This window comes from Streptomyces sp., assembly GCF_019510245.1.
Taxonomy (GTDB): Bacteria; Actinomycetota; Actinomycetes; order Streptomycetales; family Streptomycetaceae; genus Streptomyces.
The window spans coordinates 14,945-31,248 of sequence record NZ_JAEKKT010000193.1; the positions used below are offsets into that span (position 1 = coordinate 14,945).

General features: G+C 72.4%; 11 protein-coding genes. 9 read left to right on the forward strand and 2 right to left on the reverse strand.

What is annotated here, in order from left to right; translation table 11 throughout:
* Positions 1-69 precede the first annotated feature (69 nt).
* The 3 genes from JF597_RS38960 to JF597_RS38970 all read left to right on the forward strand — a co-directional run bounded on the left by JF597_RS38960 (position 70) and on the right by JF597_RS38970 (position 7,100).
* Positions 70-2,136, forward strand: a complete 2,067-nt coding sequence (locus tag JF597_RS38960; protein ID WP_294008130.1) for a serine/threonine-protein kinase — start codon at positions 70-72, stop codon at positions 2,134-2,136.
* Between the two features lie 137 nt (positions 2,137-2,273).
* A complete protein-coding gene (locus JF597_RS38965; RefSeq protein ID WP_294008030.1) occupies positions 2,274-5,162 on the forward strand; it encodes a protein kinase in 2,889 nt (962 codons plus the stop codon).
* A gap of 222 nt (positions 5,163-5,384) precedes the next feature.
* Complete coding sequence (locus JF597_RS38970) at positions 5,385-7,100, forward strand: serine/threonine-protein kinase (RefSeq protein ID WP_294008032.1); 1,716 nt, start codon at positions 5,385-5,387, stop codon at positions 7,098-7,100.
* A gap of 16 nt (positions 7,101-7,116) precedes the next feature.
* Here JF597_RS38970 and JF597_RS38975 read toward each other — a convergent pair whose 3' ends face one another.
* Positions 7,117-7,710 carry a hypothetical protein gene (locus tag JF597_RS38975; protein ID WP_294008034.1) on the reverse strand — a complete coding sequence of 198 codons (594 nt, stop codon included), beginning with the start codon at positions 7,708-7,710 and terminating at the stop codon, positions 7,117-7,119.
* Between the two features lie 40 nt (positions 7,711-7,750).
* Here JF597_RS38975 and JF597_RS38980 point away from each other — a divergent pair, with 40 nt between their 5' ends.
* On the forward strand, positions 7,751-9,409 hold the full coding sequence (locus JF597_RS38980; protein ID WP_294008035.1) for a serine/threonine-protein kinase: 1,659 nt from the start codon (positions 7,751-7,753) through the stop codon (positions 9,407-9,409).
* Here the strand turns inward: JF597_RS38980 and JF597_RS38985 are convergent.
* A complete protein-coding gene (locus JF597_RS38985; protein WP_294008037.1) occupies positions 9,396-9,800 on the reverse strand; it encodes a hypothetical protein in 405 nt (134 codons plus the stop codon). The two genes, JF597_RS38980 and JF597_RS38985, sit on opposite strands and share 14 nt — an antisense overlap.
* Before the next feature lie 51 nt (positions 9,801-9,851).
* Between JF597_RS38985 and JF597_RS38990 the strand changes: the two genes are divergently transcribed.
* The 5 genes from JF597_RS38990 to JF597_RS39010 form a co-directional block, all read left to right on the forward strand.
* Positions 9,852-10,409 (forward strand): hypothetical protein, encoded by a 558-nt coding sequence (locus JF597_RS38990; protein ID WP_294008039.1) that lies wholly within the window; start codon positions 9,852-9,854, stop codon positions 10,407-10,409.
* Positions 10,410-10,549: 140 nt separating this feature from the next.
* The gene (locus JF597_RS38995; protein WP_294008041.1) at positions 10,550-11,419 is read left to right on the forward strand and encodes a serine/threonine-protein kinase; all 870 of its coding nucleotides are present in this window, start codon (positions 10,550-10,552) and stop codon (positions 11,417-11,419) included.
* A gap of 126 nt (positions 11,420-11,545) precedes the next feature.
* Positions 11,546-13,171 carry a succinic semialdehyde dehydrogenase gene (locus JF597_RS39000; protein ID WP_294008043.1) on the forward strand — a complete coding sequence of 542 codons (1,626 nt, stop codon included), beginning with the start codon at positions 11,546-11,548 and terminating at the stop codon, positions 13,169-13,171.
* A gap of 108 nt (positions 13,172-13,279) precedes the next feature.
* On the forward strand, positions 13,280-15,061 hold the full coding sequence (locus JF597_RS39005; protein WP_294008045.1) for a GMC family oxidoreductase: 1,782 nt from the start codon (positions 13,280-13,282) through the stop codon (positions 15,059-15,061).
* 274 nt (positions 15,062-15,335) lie between these two features.
* A partial coding sequence (locus tag JF597_RS39010) for a hypothetical protein (protein ID WP_294008047.1) occupies positions 15,336-16,304 on the forward strand: 969 nt, incomplete at its 3' end.

Genomic DNA, 16,304 nt, shown 5'->3' on the forward strand with positions numbered 1-16,304 from the left:
TGGGCGTTGGGCACTTGTCGGGTGAGGGACAATGGAGGCTCTGTCAGGGCGGGTTGCATGAGGGGACGCATGTCGGAGGCGGAGCGGGCGGGGACTTCTCGTCAGGAGACTCGTCAGGACAACAAGGAGCGTCTTCTCGCCGGGCGGTACCGGCTGGGAGGAGTGCTCGGCCGCGGCGGCATGGGCACGGTGTGGCGGGCCGAGGACGAGACCCTCGGCCGGACGGTGGCCGTCAAGGAGCTGCGGTTCCCGTCGAACATCGACGAGGAGGAGAAGCGGCGCCTGATCACGCGCACCCTGCGCGAGGCCAAGGCGATCGCCCGGATCCGCAACAACAGCGCGGTGACGGTCTTCGACGTGGTCGACGAGGACGACCGGCCCTGGATCGTGATGGAGCTGGTCGAGGGCAAGTCGCTGGCCGAGGTCATCCGGGAGGACGGCCTGCTGGAGCCGAAGCGGGCGGCCGAGGTCGGGCTGGCGGTCCTGGACGTGCTGCGGTCGGCACACCGCGAGGGCATCCTGCACCGGGACGTGAAGCCGTCCAACGTGCTGATCTCCGAGAGCGACGGCCGGGTCGTGCTCACCGACTTCGGCATCGCCCAGGTCGAGGGCGACCCGTCCATCACCTCCACCGGCATGCTCGTCGGCGCCCCCTCCTACATCTCCCCGGAGCGGGCCCGTGGTCACAAGCCCGGCCCGGCGGCCGACCTGTGGTCGCTAGGTGGCCTGCTGTACGCGGCGGTCGAAGGTGCGCCGCCGTACGACAAGGGGTCGGCGATCGCCACCCTGACGGCGGTGATGACCGAGCAGCTGGAGGAGCCCAAGAACGCGGGACCGCTGAAGGACGTCATCTACGGGCTGCTCATCAAGGATCCGGCCAAGCGGCTGGACGACGCGGGCGCGCGGGCGATGCTCGACGCGGTCATCAACGCGCCGAAGGAAGTCCCCGCGGATGCCACCCGGGTCGTACCGCTGCCTCCGCAGCCCGAGGCGCCGCAAGAGGAGAAGGGCGCCGGGGCCAAGCGGGGCGAGGAGGCCGGGGAGAAGCTGCGCGGGGCGCTGCGGTCGGTGCGGAAGGCCGCGGGGGCGGCCGGTGCCGCGGCCGCGAGCCGGACGAAGAGCGCCGCCGCGGGCGCCGAGGCGAGCGCGGCCGCGACACCCGCGGCGCCCGCCGGCCCGGTCGTGACCGGTTCGCCCTCGGGGCCGGTCGGGGGTGCGCGTCCGCCCGCCGCCACCGCCCCGGCGGGGCCCAAGCCGGCAGCAGGCAGGGCGAGTTCGGGGTGGCCCGTGATGTCGCCGCCGGATCTGGACGTGGCGCCCAGGCCCGTGCCCAAGGCACCGCTCACCGACGTGGTGCCCAAGCGCACCCTGGTGATCATCGCCGTGGTGGTGGTGCTCGCGGTGCTCGGCACCGTGCTCGCCCTCATGTTCAACGGTGACGACGGGGACAGCAAGGGGAGCGGCAAGAGCGGCGGTTCCAAGGCGGTGGCGTCCGCGGGGGCGAGCGCGAGTACCGGTTCCGGTTCGAAGTCCGGTTCGAAGTCCGGTTCGAAGGACTCCACCAAGCAGGACACGAGCGGCGGCACGCAGACGGACGGGGACGCGTCGGCGGCCGATACCTCCGGGAACGACGGCTCGGCCGACTCCGGCGACGACGCGTCCTCGGCGTCGAACTTCAGTGGCAGTGCGAGCGGCAGTGGCAGCGCGCCGGTGGTGCAGACGTACAAGGGTGACCAGGGGTACTCGATCGGGCTGCCCAAGGGCTGGAAGTTCCAGACCAGCAGTTCCGCCGGAGACCGGTTCACCGGGCCCGACGGGCAGAAGCTGCTGATCGCCTGGACGAGCACGCCCAAGAACGACCCGGTGGCGGACTGGGAGAACCAGGAGCGTTACATGGTGCGCTCCCAGTACCAGAAGGTCCGCATAGCCGAGGTGGGCTACCGCGGCTGGAACACGGCCGACTGGGAGTTCACCTACGTCGACGGTGGCACCAAGTACCACACGATCGACCGGGGGTTCGTCGTCAGCTCCAAGCAGGGGTACGCGCTGATGTACACCGCGAAGGCCGACGGCTGGAGCAGTGAGCTGCGCAAGGACACCTGGAAGACGCTGACGGCGTCCTTCGAGCCCAAGTGACAAATTCGCATCGCCACAATGAGACTTGCCTCCGGCACGTATCGTGAGTGGTTGCGGACCGTACGCATCCAGGTATGCACACAGAACGGGCCGCGAAACGAACGGATTTGACCAGCCGGGCGGCCGGGGGAGGCAACGTGGACGACTACGCGGGTCGGGTGCTCGCCGACCGCTACCGCCTGCCGCTGCCCCCCTCCGACGAGTACGAACACACCGAGACCCGGGCCTTCGACACCTACAGCGGGCAGGAGGTGTTCGTCCGCCAGGTGCCCCTGCCGGAGGTCGTCGAGGCCGAGGTGCTGGACGCCGAGGGACTGCCGGAGGGTTTCACTGCGCGTGACCGTGGGGCCCGGCGGCCGGCGACGGCGCGCACCGCGACACGCCGGCCCAGCGACCCGGTGGTGCGGCGCGCCGTCGAGGCCGCGCAGGCCGCCGCCCGGATCCCCGACCATCCCCGGCTCGACCAGGTCTTCGACGTGTTCGCCGAGGGCGGTTCGCTGTGGATCGTCAGCGAGTCGGTCGCCGCGCGGTCCCTGGCCGCGGTCCTCGCCGAGCAGCCGCTGAGCCCGTACCGGGCGGCCGAGGTCGCCTCGGACGTGCTGATGGCGCTGCGGGTGCTGCACGCCCACGGCTGGGTGCACCGCAACATCACCGCCCGCACGGTCCTCGTCTGCGACGACGGCCGGGTGATGCTGACCGGCCTCGCGGTCGGGGCGGCGGAGGAGGCGCTGTGCGGGTACGACCCGGTGCCGGCGCAGGAGGGTGAGGGCGGCGAGGGCGGCCCGGAGACCGGTGGCCGTCGGCGGGTCGGGGAGGCGGAAGGTTCCGGCACGCCCGGCGGTCCGCCCGGCCCGAACGTTTCGCCCGGTCCGGGTGTTTCGGGCGTTTCCGTCGGTTCGGGTGTCGTCGCCGTCGGGGGCATCGGGAGCATCGGTGGTGCGTCCGGTGGTACGGCCGGCGCGCAGCAGGCGCCGGGCGCGCCGGAGACCGACCCCGAGGCCGCTCGGCGCGCCGCGATCCAGGCGCGGGCTGCCGGCGGGCTGCCGGGGGCCGGTCCGGACGAGGGTCCGGCCGGCACCGGTCCGGGCGGTGCCGCCGGTACCGGGGCCGTGGAGCGTCGGACGCTGGAGACCGGCTCGGACATCCGGGCCGCCCGGGCCGGGGCGATCGCTGCGTACCGGGCGGGAGCCAGGGCCGCCGCCCGGGTCCAGGAGGCCCAGCAGAGCGGGCGGGCCGCGCTGCCCGGTGCCCGGCCGCCGGCCGAGGGCGACACCGCGGCGCCCGCGCCGCAGCCGCCGTACGGCCCGGGACACGCCGACGGGGCGGCCCAGCAGCCGTATGCCAACGGCGTGGCGCAGCCGCCGTACGCCCCGGGCCAGGCCAACGGCGTGGCGCAACCGCCGTACGCGAACGGGCAGGCGCAGGCGCCGGGCGGGGAGCAGCGGGCCGCCGGAAGTATGCCGCCCGGCCAGATAGCGGACCCGTACGGGGTGCGCGGCGCGCCGTCGCCCTGGCACGGCGCCGCACCCCGCCCCCGCACCGGCACGCCCCCGGCGGTGGTCCCCGGCCAGGAACGCACCGCGCTCCCGACCGCCGGCCCCGGCGCGGGCACTCCCCTGACCGGCACCGGCACCGGCACCGGCGCAGGCCTGCCCCGGACCGGTGCCGAACTCCCCGGAGTCCAGGGGCCGCCGCACGCCGTCGTGCCCGCACAGGGCACCGGACCCGTCCCCACCCGCTGGGACGAGCCCGGTGCGGCCGTCCCCGGCCGGCGGGGGCCCGCCACCGCGCTGGCCGCCGAGCGGGCGCGGCAGGTGCGGATGACCGTCGTGGGGCCGGTGACCGAGCGCTGGGCGCCGGAGCAGGCCGTTCCCGTGCACGAGAACTGGCAGCTGGCGGCGCCCATCGGTCCTGCCACCGACCTGTGGGCGCTCGGCGCGCTGCTGTTCCGGTCGGTGCAGGGGCACGCGCCGTACCCGGAGGAGTCGACGGCCGAGCTGGTGCAGCTGGTGTGCTCGGAGCCGCCCGCCTTCGCGGAGGAGTGCGGGTCGCTCAGGCCGGTCGTGGAGTCGTTGCTGCGTCAGGACCCTACCGAGCGGCTGGACTTCGAGGAGCTGCGCGGCTGGCTGCGCTCGCTGGTGCGGTCGGCGCCCGAGCCGGACGCCGGTACGCATGTCGTCGCCGCCCCGCCCGCCGATCCCCGGCGGCTGCCGATCGTCCGGCGCCGCGGTGAGCTGGTGCGCAGGCGCAGGGCCGGGCTCCCGGCGCCCCACGGCCGGCACAAGCGGGCCCGGGAGGAGGCCAGGTCCCCGCGCCGGCTGGGCCGTACGCTGCTCCTGCTGGTCCTGCTCCTGCTGGCCGCGGCGGTCGCGTACGCCATGCTGTTCCTGCCGAAGAAGGACACCGGGGACGAGGGCGGCGCGGCGACCGGCGACCGGACGGGCACGGCCGGCCAGGCGAGTCCCGCGCCCAGTCACGACCGGACGCCGACACCGACTCCCACGTCGTCCCCCACGTCGACCCCGTCCACCGAGACGCAGACCACCGCCGGTTCGACCGGCGGCTCCACGGTCGCCCACGGCTTCACCCTGCGCGACGACCCGAACGGCTTCCGGATCGCCGTCGCCGACGGCTGGAGCCGCTCCCCGAAGAACAGCAGCGGCCAGGTGATCTACGCGCACGGGAAGTTCGAGCTGATCGTCGTGGCCGGACGGGACAGCGCGGCGTCCTACGGCAGCGACCCGATGGCGTACCAGCGGGACAAGGAACCGGAACTGCAGCCCTACCGGGACTCCAGCTGGGCCACCGCGGGCGGGCTGCGGACCATCACGGTGGGTCAGCAGGTGTCGGCCGAGGGGCAGTTCACCTGGACGGACGGTCAGCAGGGCGACCTGTTCGTGCGCAACATGGTCTTCCTGATCAACGGGAGGTACCACATCGTGCAGGTGCGCGGCCCCGAGTCCGACCGGGACGAGGTCACCACGCTGTACGAGCAGGCGTCGTCGACCTACAAGTACACGGGCTGAGAGACAGCCGCAGCGGCAGCCGTACGAGGAGGCGGGCCGGGCGCAAGTGAACGCGCGCCGGGGGCGGTTGGTTCCCGTTCCGGTGCGGGGATCTCGTTCACATCCGGTGGCGGAGGCGCGAACCGTCACAGTGCTGTCTCCGTGGGACCCCCCTTGTTCCCTGACCGGGGCGCGGTCCTTAGTCTGACCCTGACAAGAGCATTGCGGGGCAACGTGAATCAGATGCAGGGCCTGCTCATCGCGGGCCGCTACCGGCTGGCCGACATCATCGGCAGCGGCGGCATGGGCCGGGTGTGGCGCGCCCATGACGAAGTGCTGCACCGGGCGGTCGCCATCAAGGAGTTGACGGCCGCGCTCTACGTCGCCGAGGGCGACCAGGCCATCCTGCTGGCCCGGACCCGGGCGGAGGCCCGGGCCGCGGCGCGCATCAACCACTCCGCCGTCGTCACCGTCCACGACGTACTCGAACACGACGGCCGCCCGTGGATCGTCATGGAGCTGGTCGAGGGCCACTCACTGGCCGACGCGGTCAAGGAGCAGGGACGCATCGAGCCGCGGGAGGCCGCCCGGATCGGGCTGTGGGTGCTGCGCGCGCTGCGCGCCGCGCACGGCGCCGGGGTGCTGCACCGGGACGTCAAGCCAGGCAACGTACTGATCGGCCGGGACGGCCGGGTCCTCCTCACCGACTTCGGCATCGCCCAGATCGAGGGCGACACGACGATCACCCGTACCGGCGAAGTGGTCGGATCCGTCGACTACCTCGCGCCGGAGCGCGTGCGCGGGCACGACCCGGGGCCGTCCTCCGACCTGTGGGCGCTGGGCGCGACGCTGTACACGGCGGTGGAGGGGCGCTCGCCGTTCCGCCGCACCTCGCCGCTGACCACCATGCAGGCGGTCGTCGAGGACGAGGCCGGCGAGCCGCACAGCGCGGGCCCGCTGGGGCCGGTCATCACAGCCCTGCTGCGCAAGGAGCCCGCGCAGCGCCCGAGCCCCGAAGAGGTCGAGCAGATGCTCGCCGAGGCGGCGGAGGGACGGCGGCCGAGCGGGGCGCAGAAGTACGTGCCGACGCAGTCGCATGCCGGTGGGACCTGGCTGGACTCCGGGGGCTCGCAGGAGCGCCCGTACGGCGGTTCGCACGCCGAGGCGTACGACGGTTCGCGGGGCGGGGCGTACGGGAGCTCGTACGGCGGGCAGCGCCCCCCGGGGGGTTCCACGACCTCGCCGACGGCGGTCGCCGCGCCGTCCGCCCCCGTCGCCGTCCAGCCCAAGCGGCGCCGGCTGCGCACGCTCGCACTCGTCGTCGCCGTGGCCGCGCTGCTCGGTGGCGGCACGGCCGTCGCCATGCAGAAGTGGGACTTCGGACAGCAGCGGGACGACACCGGCAGTGTGATCACGCCGGCCACGTCCGGTTCCACCTCTTCGGGCGGCGCGACCGTGGCACCGGACGGCACGATTCCCGCGGGCTGGCAGCAGTACGACGACCCCGTGGGCTTCACGCTGTACCTGCCCGCGGGCTGGAAGCGCTCGGTGTCCATCAAGAAGACGGACGGCCTGGAGCAGATCGACTACTCGCCCGACGGGGGCACGCACCTCGTACGCGTCGCTGTCGACACTTCACCCGACTACAGCAACGCGTACGACCACATGCGCAACCTTGAGGGGCAGCTCAGAAAGAGGCTGGTGGACTACAAGACGGTGAGCCTGAAGAAGGACACGTACCGCGATCTGCCGAGCTCCCGCTGGGAGTACACGTGGACCGCGCTGCCGAAGGACGTGAAGGTGCCGGGGGCGTACCGGGCCCTCGACGTCGGCTACTTCACCGGCGACGGCGTCGAGTACGCGATCTACACGGCCTCACCGACCGACGACTGGGCCACCACCAGCAAGCAGTTCACCTCCGTTCTCCAGGGCTGGCGAGAGGGCGAAGTCAAGCCGTGAGAGCGTCCAGCGGCGCTCAGGCCCAATCCGAGCAGGTGAGCCCGCTGACGATCTTGTTCCCTTCCCAGACCGCCACGTGCACACCGACATAGCGGAGCCAATTATCGGTGTCCGACGCGTGAGTGCTGAAGGTGAGAGTCGATCCGTTTCCGTCGTATTCGTAGTGCCAGGGCCAGTCCTTGAGGTTCTCGCCACCGTTGGAGGACATGAGCTGAATGCCCACATGGTGACCATCGGCGGCGGTGTCCTTGACCCAACCGCTGATGTCCACGTAATTGTCCGACCAGTTGGTGAACGTCATGCTCCCCTTGGCGCCGGTCGTGGAGCATGATGCGCCGCCACTCGCCGCGCTGGCGTCGGTCACGGTGGTCGTGGCGAATATCGCCGCCGCCGCGACGCTCGTGACGGAAAGGCGCTTCAATGTGTTTCCCATAAAGAAAAACGATAAGGCTTCCATGATTCGCATGGCAGCATGGTTCCAGCCACCCGTTTTACCTTGCTCAGGGTTTATGTCCGGATGATTTGCCGTGCCCTGTATCCATTTCAGAACTCGATGTGGCTGAAAACGGTCGGCCCTGAAGTGGTCACGGCGGCGCACTTGGCCGGTCACCGCGCCGGAAGGGGGGCGTCCGGTGCGGCATCATGGGGCCATGGGGACCGACGGGGACGTCGTCCGTCTGATCGCGGGGCGTTATCGCCTTCAGGCGCGGCTCGGGCGGGGCGGCATGGGTGTCGTATGGCGCGCGGCCGACCAGTTGCTGGGACGGGAGGTCGCCGTCAAGGAGCTCACCGTCGACGACTCCCTCCCGGACGACGACGCCCGGCTGCGCCGCGAACGCGCGCTGCGGGAGGCGCAGACCGTCGCCCAGTTGCACCACCCGCACATCATCGTCGTGCACGACGTGGTCGAGGACGGCGGACGGCCGTACATCGTCATGGAGCTGATCGAGGGCGGTTCACTCGCCGACCGGATCTCGCGGAGCGGGCCGGTGGACGTCGGTGAGGCCGCGCGGATCGGGATCGCGCTGCTGAGCGCGGTGCGGGCGGCGCACGGGGCCGGGGTGCTGCACCGGGACATCAAGCCGGCGAACGTCCTCGTCGAGGCCGCCACCGGGCGTGTCGTGCTCACCGACTTCGGCATCGCGCAGGTCGCGGGCGCCACCACGCTCACCGAGACCGGTTCCTTCGTCGGCTCGCCCGAGTACACCGCGCCCGAGCGGATGTCGGGCGGCCGGTCCGGTCCGGCCGCCGACCTGTGGTCGCTGGGGGTGCTGCTGTGCGCGGCGCTCAGCGGCGAGTCGCCGTTCCGCCGCGACTCGCTCGGCGGGATCCTGCACGCCGTGGTCTCCGACGAGATCCGGCCACCGGTCCAGGCCGAGCCGCTGCTGCCGGTCGTCCGCGGGCTGCTGGAGCGTGACCCCGAGCTCCGGCTGGGTGCGGCGGAGGCCGAGCTGATGCTGCGCGGTTTCCTGGAGACGGGGGCCGTGACGGGCGCCGGTGATGCGGCGCAGAGCGCGGGCGTCGCGTCGTACACGCCGACCCAGCGGGACGTTCCGCGACCGCCGCCTCCGGAACCCGCCGTGCCGCCCCGGACCTCCACCCGCGGGGTGCTGGTCGCCGCGCTGCTGGTCGCCGCGATGGCCGGGGCGGGCGTGTCGGCGGCCACGCTGCTGTTCCACGGGGACGGCGGCGGCAGCACCCCGGGTCCCGGGGGCACGACGGGCGTCTCCACGTCGCACCGGACGGGCTCCTCCGCCACGGCGACCTCCCCGACTCCTTCTTCCTCCGCTTCCTCCGCTTCCTCTGCTTCCTCTGCTTCCTCTTCTTCTCCGACCGCCCAGCCGCCCCCCACCTCCCACTCCAGCACCGCACCCTCCGGCTACCGCCTCGCGCGCGACCCGGCCGGTTTCTCCCTGGCCGTACCGGAGGGTTTCACCCGCGAGCCGCAGGGCGAGCGCGTCTTCTACCTGTCGCCGGGGCAGACCTTCCGGCTCGGCATCAGGCTCTCCGAGACGCAGACCGGCGGACCGGGCGGGGTGATGCGGCGCGCGGCGGCCGAGGGGCCGAGCACGAACCCCGGTTACCACGACGGCCGGGTCACCGACACCACCCACTCCGGGCACCCCGCCGCGTTCTGGGAGTTCACCTGGCAGGGCTTCAGCGCGGCGGAGGGACCGCGGCACACCTACGACCTCTGCTGGGAGGAGGGCGGTCGGCTGTACGACGTGTGGGTGTCGGCCCCGGTCGGGAAGGTGCGGGAGGCGCGGGAGTACTTCGACGTCGCCGTCGACACGTTCACGGCGGGATGAGCAGCGGGACGAGCAGCGGCCCGGGGCGGGCCGGAACGACGACGCCGGCCTCGACGCCCAGACGGTCACCGAGTGCGACGGCGCGGGCCGCACCACGGCGTCGGTCTTCAAGGTCCAGGGCACGGAGAAGTACCGCACCACGTACGCGTACGGCGGCGACCGCGTCACGACCACCCCGCCGCAGGGCGGCGTCAAGTCGACGGTGGTGAAGGACGGCCGGGACAACACGCCCCAGATCCAGTGTCCCGCGGACGGCGCAGCGGTCACCACGTCGTACGGCTACGACGACGCGGGCCGCCTCCGTCACGGTGAACGGCGACAAGACGTCGACGGTCCACGACGAACCGGGCCGGGCGGTCTCCACCTGGCAGGGCGAGGCGCGCACGGGCACCAAGCTCTCCGTCACCAAGTACGACACAACGACGTGGGAGAGTGACCTTCAGTGAAAGGAAGCGGCCGATGGGACTGGTCGGCGCTCACCTGCCAGACCCTCCCGGGGGAGCGGATTCCCGGGTACCTGGAGTTGCTGCTGGACGAGGACGGCGGCGAGCGGCAGCGGGCCTACGGGGTTCTGTACTGCGAGGTCGCGAACCAGGGACAGCTGTACTCGGCGGCGGCGGCCTGCGTCGACGTGCTGGTCGAGCGTCTGGAGAACCGCGAACGTCTCCCCGCTGAGGCGGTGAGCCTGCTGGAGGCAGTCCTGAATGCTCGCGCAGCCGGGCTCTTCGTGGTGCTGGACGGGGCGGACACGGATGTCGCCCAGTACGCGCGTCGGCGAATCCTGGACGGCGTGCCGGCGCTGATCCGCCACGCGGAGGACGAAAGCCTGAACTGGTACAAGGAGTTCTGTTTCCTCGTGCCGCAACTGGCCGACTCGTCCCCCGAGGTCGTCGACTGCCTCAGGCGCTCGGCGGACCACCTCGACGGTGAGCGGCAGGCACTCTGCCGTGAGGCGCTCGAAGAGGCGGAAGAAGTCGTGCGGGACGGCCACATGCCGTAACTCCCTGATGTTCCTTACCGCGCCTGGACAGGCGCGTCCGTTCGGCGGTCGGGGCCCCTCCCACAGGGAGGGGCCCCGACCCGTACGCCGCTGACCGCGTCGCTTCGACAACGGCATGGTGCGCAAGGTACTCATGTGGCATGAGCGAAGACGGCGAACAGCCGGTCGAGGGACGTCTGGTCGGCGGGCGTTATCGGCTCGCGCAGCGCATCGGCTCCGGGCCGGCCGGCACCGTGTGGCGGGCCCGCGACGAGCAGGGCGGGCGGGACGTCGCCGTCAAGGAGCCGCGCCTGGCCAAAGAGCCGGGCGGTGCGGAACGGCAGCGCGCCGCCCAGCGGCTGCTGCACGAGGCCCGGGCCGCCGCCCGCGTCGACCACCCGGCTGCCGTCGCCATTCACGACGTACTCCTCGATGACGAACTTCCCTGGGTCGTCATGGAGTTGGTGGAGGGGGAGGCGCTGCACGCCGTCCTCGCCGCCCGGGGCCCGCTGCCGTCCGCCGAGGCCGCCCGGATCGGGCTCGCCGTCCTCGGCGCCCTGCACGCCGCGCACTGCGTCGGCATCGTCCACCGTGACCTCAAGCCGTCCAACGTCCTCCTCGGAGCGGACGGCGACCGTGTCGTCGTCACCGACTTCGGCATCGGCGGGGGAGAGGGGTGCGGCCCCTTCGACGCCCCGGAGTGCGGTGCGGGGCGCGGGGCGGGTCCCGCCTCCGACCTGTGGTCCCTGGGCGCGTTGCTCCGCGCGGCCACGGACGGCGCACCGGGCTCTCTCGGACCGCTTCTCGAGCAGCTCCTCGCCCCGGAACCGGAGTCCCGGCCGACGGCCCGGGAGGCCGCCGAGGCGCTCGCCGAGGCCGCCGGAGCGACCCTTCCGGCCTGGGCGGCCGAACCCGCCGCCGCGCCGCCCCCGGCGCCGGCTCCCGTGCCGCCCGCGCCCCCCGAACCCCGCCGCCTCACCCCCCTCACCGCCCTCGGCCTCCTCCTCGCCAAAAAACCGGAACGTGGTTGATCGTCCGCTCCCGAGGCGCTGATCAGCACATTCCCTGCCAGTGATCACTGGCAGTGTGTGTGCGGTCGGTGAAACCGGGTTACCCACGGGTACCCAAAGGCCCCGCTCCCGAATACCCTGCGGCTCATGACGGACTCGCAGGCCCCGGCCCACGCACCGGCCCCCACCGGCACGAACCCGCTCGCCCCCGCCCCCGCAGGGGCCCGAACCGCCGCCGACGTGGTCACCCCCGAGCTGGTCGCCCAGCTCACCAAGGGTGTCGTCGGCTCCGGCCGTACGGCCAACCACACGCCCTTCACCGGCGAGAAGCTGGCCGACCTGCCCGAGTCCACCCCCGAGGACGTGGCCAAGGCCTTCGACGCGGCCCGTGCCGCACAGGCCGTGTGGGCGAAGGTGCCGGTACGGCAGCGGGCCGCCGTCCTGCTCCGCTTCCACGACCTGATCCTGGCCCGCCAGGCCGAGGTCCTCGACCTCATCCAGCTGGAGACCGGCAAGGCCCGCCTGCACGCCCACGAGGAGGTCCAGGCCGTCGCGGTCGCCAGCCGCCACTACGGCCGCAAGGCCCCCGCCTACCTCCGCCCCAAGCGGCACGCGGGCGCCATGCCCACCCTCACCCGCGTGACCGAACTCCGCCACCCGCGGGGCGTGGTCGGCCAGATAGCCCCCTGGAACTACCCCCTCGAACTCTCCGTCGGCGACGCGCTCCCGGCCTTCGTCGCGGGCAACGCGGTCGTCATGAAGCCGGACACCGAGACCTGCCTGACCGCCCTGTGGGCCCGCGACCTGCTCATCGAGGCGGGGCTGCCCGCAGACGTCTTCCAGGTCGTCCTCGGCGAGGGGCCGGTCGTCGGCCCCGAGGTCGTCCGGCACGCCGACTACGTCTCCTTCACCGGCTCCACCCGTACCGGGCGCGAGGTCGCCCAGGGCGCGGCCGCCCGCCTGGTCGGCGTCTCCCTCGAACTCGGCGGCAAGAACGCCATGCTGGTCCTCGACGACGCCGACATCGAGAAGGCCGCCGCCGGCGCGGTCCGCGCCTGCTTCTCCTCGGCCGGCCAGCTCTGCATCTCCATCGAGCGGCTCTACGTCCACGAGTCCGTCGCCGACGCGTTCCTGGAGCGCTTCGCCGCCCGTACCAGGGCCATGCGGCTCGGCCGGTCCCTCGCCTACGGCGCCGACATGGGGTCCCTGGTCGGGGAACGGCAGCTGGAGACCGTCAAGCGGCACGTCGAGGAGGCCGTCGAGAAGGGCGCGACCGTCGTCGCCGGCGGCACCGCCCGCCCGGACATCGGCCCCTACTTCTACGAGCCCACCATTCTCGACGGCGTCGAGGACGCGATGGCCGTCTGCACGGAGGAGACCTTCGGGCCGGTCGTCTCCGTCTACCGCTTCAAGACGGACGACGAGGCCGTCGAACACGCCAACGGCACGCCGTACGGCCTCAACTCCTCCGTCTGGTCGAGGAACGGCAGCCGCGGCCGCGCCGTCGCCGCCCGCCTGCGCACCGGCACGGTGAACGTCAACGAGGGCTACGCCCCCGCCTACGGCAGCGTCCAGTCCCCGATGGGCGGCATGAAGGACTCCGGCCTCGGCCGCCGCCACGGCTCGGAGGGCATCCTCAAGTACACCGAGGCGCAGACCGTCGCCCAGCAGCGCCTCCTGCCGATGGCGCCCGCACTGGGCATGGACGACGAGAAGTACGCCCAGTTCATGAGCACCAGCCTGAAGGTGATGAAGGCACTGAGGCTGCGCTAGCCGACCTGCTTTCAGGGGCGCGGGGCTGCATTCGATGTGCGGCTCCGCCGCGTGGGCGCGACCAGTCACCGAGCACCCGCAGTGCACACTCAAAGGGGAGATGGCACGTTGTCTCAGGACACCTATGACTACGACGTCCTGGTCGTCGGCTCCGGCTTCGGCGGCTCCGTAACCGCCCTGCGCCTCACAGAAAAGGGCTACAAGGTCGGCGTCCTGGAAGCCGGCCGCCGCTTCACCCGCGAGAACCTCCCCAAGAACTCCTGGGACATAAAGAACTACCTCTGGGCCCCGCAGCTCGGCTGCTACGGCATCCAGCGCATCCACCTCCTCGGCAACGTCATGGTCCTGGCCGGCGCAGGCGTCGGCGGCGGCTCGCTCACCTACGCCAACACCCTCTACGTCCCGCCGAAGCCCTTCTTCGACGACCCCCAGTGGCGCGACATCACGGACTGGGAGGAGGAGCTGAAGCCGTACTACGACCAGGCCCAGCGCATGCTCGGCGTACGCCTCAACCCGACGATGACCCCGTCCGACGTCCACCTGAAGGCGGCGGCGGAGAAGATGGGCGTCGGCGACACCTTCCACCTCGCCCCGGTCGGCGTCTTCTTCGGTGACGGCAAGGACGCCGACGGCGAGGCGAAGGCGGCGCCCGGCGACCAGGTCGCCGACCCCTACTTCGGTGGCGCGGGCCCCGCCCGCAACGCCTGCACCGAGTGCGGCGAGTGCATGACCGGCTGCCGGCACGGTGCGAAGAACACCCTCAACGAGAACTACCTCCACCTCGCCGAACAGGCCGGCGCGGTGGTCCACCCCATGACCACCGTCGTCTCCGTCACCGACGACTCCCAGGGCGGCTTCGCGGTCGCCACCCTCCCCACCGACGACAGGAAGGCGAAGGGCCGGATCTTCAAGGCCCGCCGGGTCGTCCTCGCCGCCGGCACCTACGGCACCCAGACCCTCCTGCACCGCATGAAGGCCGGCGGCCAGCTGCCGTACCTCTCCGACCGCCTCGGCGACCTCACGCGCACCAACTCCGAGGCCCTGGTCGGCGCCCAGACCGACGACCGCCGCTACCGCAAGGCACACGCCACCCCGAAGGCCGACTTCACCAAGGGCGTCGCGATCACCTCGTCCATCCACCCGGACGCGAACACGCACATCGAGCCGGTCCGCTACGGCAAGGGCTCCAACGCGATGGGCGGCCTGTCGATCCTCCAGGTGCCGTACGCGGACGGCTCCTCCCGTGTACGCGGCTGGCTGGCGAACGCGGCCCGCCACCCCCTCCTGGTGCTGCGCTCGCTCTCCAACCGGCGCTGGTCGGAGCGGACCATCATCGGGCTGGTCATGCAGTCGCTGGACAACTCCCTGACGACGTACCTGAAACCGGACGGCGTCGGCAAGGGCCTGCTCACCGCCCGGCAGGGACACGGCGCCCCCAATCCCAAGCAGATCAGGGCCGCCTCGGAGGCGGCCAGCACGCTCGCGGCCGAGATCAACGGCTTCGCCGGCAGCAACGTCGGCGAGCTGATGGGCACCCCGCTCACCGCCCACTTCCTCGGCGGCTGCCCGATCGGCGACTCCCGCGAGACCGGGGTCATCGACCCGTACCACCGCCTCTACGGCCACCCGGGCATCTCGGTGGTGGACGGCGCCGCCGTCTCCGCGAACCTGGGCGTGAACCCGTCCCTGACCATCACGGCGCAGGCCGAGCGCGCGATGTCGTACTGGCCCAACAAGGGCGAGGCGGACCCGCGGCCGCGGCAGAGCGAGCCGTACCGGCGCCTGCGGGCGGTCGAGCCGCACCGCCCGGCGGTCCCGGCCGAGGCCTTCGGCGCACTGCGGCTGCCGTTCCTCGGGATTCCGGCCGTACCGCCGAAGAAGCAGGCCTAAGGAGCGGCCGGACAGCGAAGAGGGACCTGTGCCCCCCTCCGAGCCCAGGTCCCTCTTAGATCACGGCCGTGACCCGGCGTAGCTTCATCGGATGTCACTGCTGGTTCCGCAGATGTGACCGGTGAGTCCTGTGAATGGTTGCCTCCGCATTCACAGAACCCGCATGTGATGTGAGTCACTCGGTCTGGCGGAGCGCTGGAGTGCCGGATGGCATGGACACAGCCGGTTCCAAGGTTATTCTCGCCCCCGTCGAACGGCCGAGCGAGAGAGTGTCATGTCTGACAGACGGTCCGAAGAATCGTCGGGGGACGAGCCGTCGTCCTCCATATCCGACGAGGTGTGGGAGCAGTTCCTCCGCGACAGCGAACGGGACATCCGCAAGTCCGCCCCCAAGGAACCCTCCGCCCGGGCCCGTGAGGTGGCCGAGCGGCTCAAGGGGCAGCAGGGTCAGCCCGAGGGGTGGCGGACCGGTCCCGCCTGGCAGGAGCAGAGCGGGCGGGCCGCCCGGCGTCGCAGGGTCTGGGCGGTCGTCGGCCTTCCGCTGGCGATCGCCGTGGCCGTCGTGGCGATGCGGCCGTCCCTGATCCCGGGCGACCCCTTCGGCTCGTCCGCCGGCACGGACACCGCGACCACGCAGCTGCCCGACGAGACCGCCGCCCCGACCGCCCCGCCCTCCGCCGCCGCTCCCGACACCCCGACGCTCGCCCACCCGTTCGCCGGTTCCCCGGCGCTCCGCTGGGCCGACGGCGCGGCCGGCATCGTGCTGCCGAAGGCCACCGCGCTCGGCGCCATCCCGAAGGACCGCGTCGAACTGGCCCTCCAGCTGACCAGGAAACTGCTGGTGGACGCCAACCTGAACCCCGACGTGCTGGCCGGCGGCCGTCCCGCGGCCGCCCTCTCGGTGCTCGACCCCAAGCAGCCCAGCGTGCTCGACAACCTCAACACCTCGCTGCGCAGCCCCAGCAAGACCCACGACCCGCTGTTCCTCTTCAGCCGCTTCAATCCGAAGGACGTGAAGCCGGCCGGGAAGGTCGTCAAGGTGCGCGGCCGGATCACCTTCGCCGAGGGCAAGTACCAGGGGGTCGCGGTGCACGCCGACTACACCTTCGTCTACCCGGTCGTCCGCGCCGGCGCCCCCGCCGACGGCTCCACCGAGGTCACCCGCACGATCGTGCGCCGCGTCATCGAAGCCGAACTCCCCGACCCCACCCGGTACCAGGTCACCCCCGGCCGCCTGACCCTC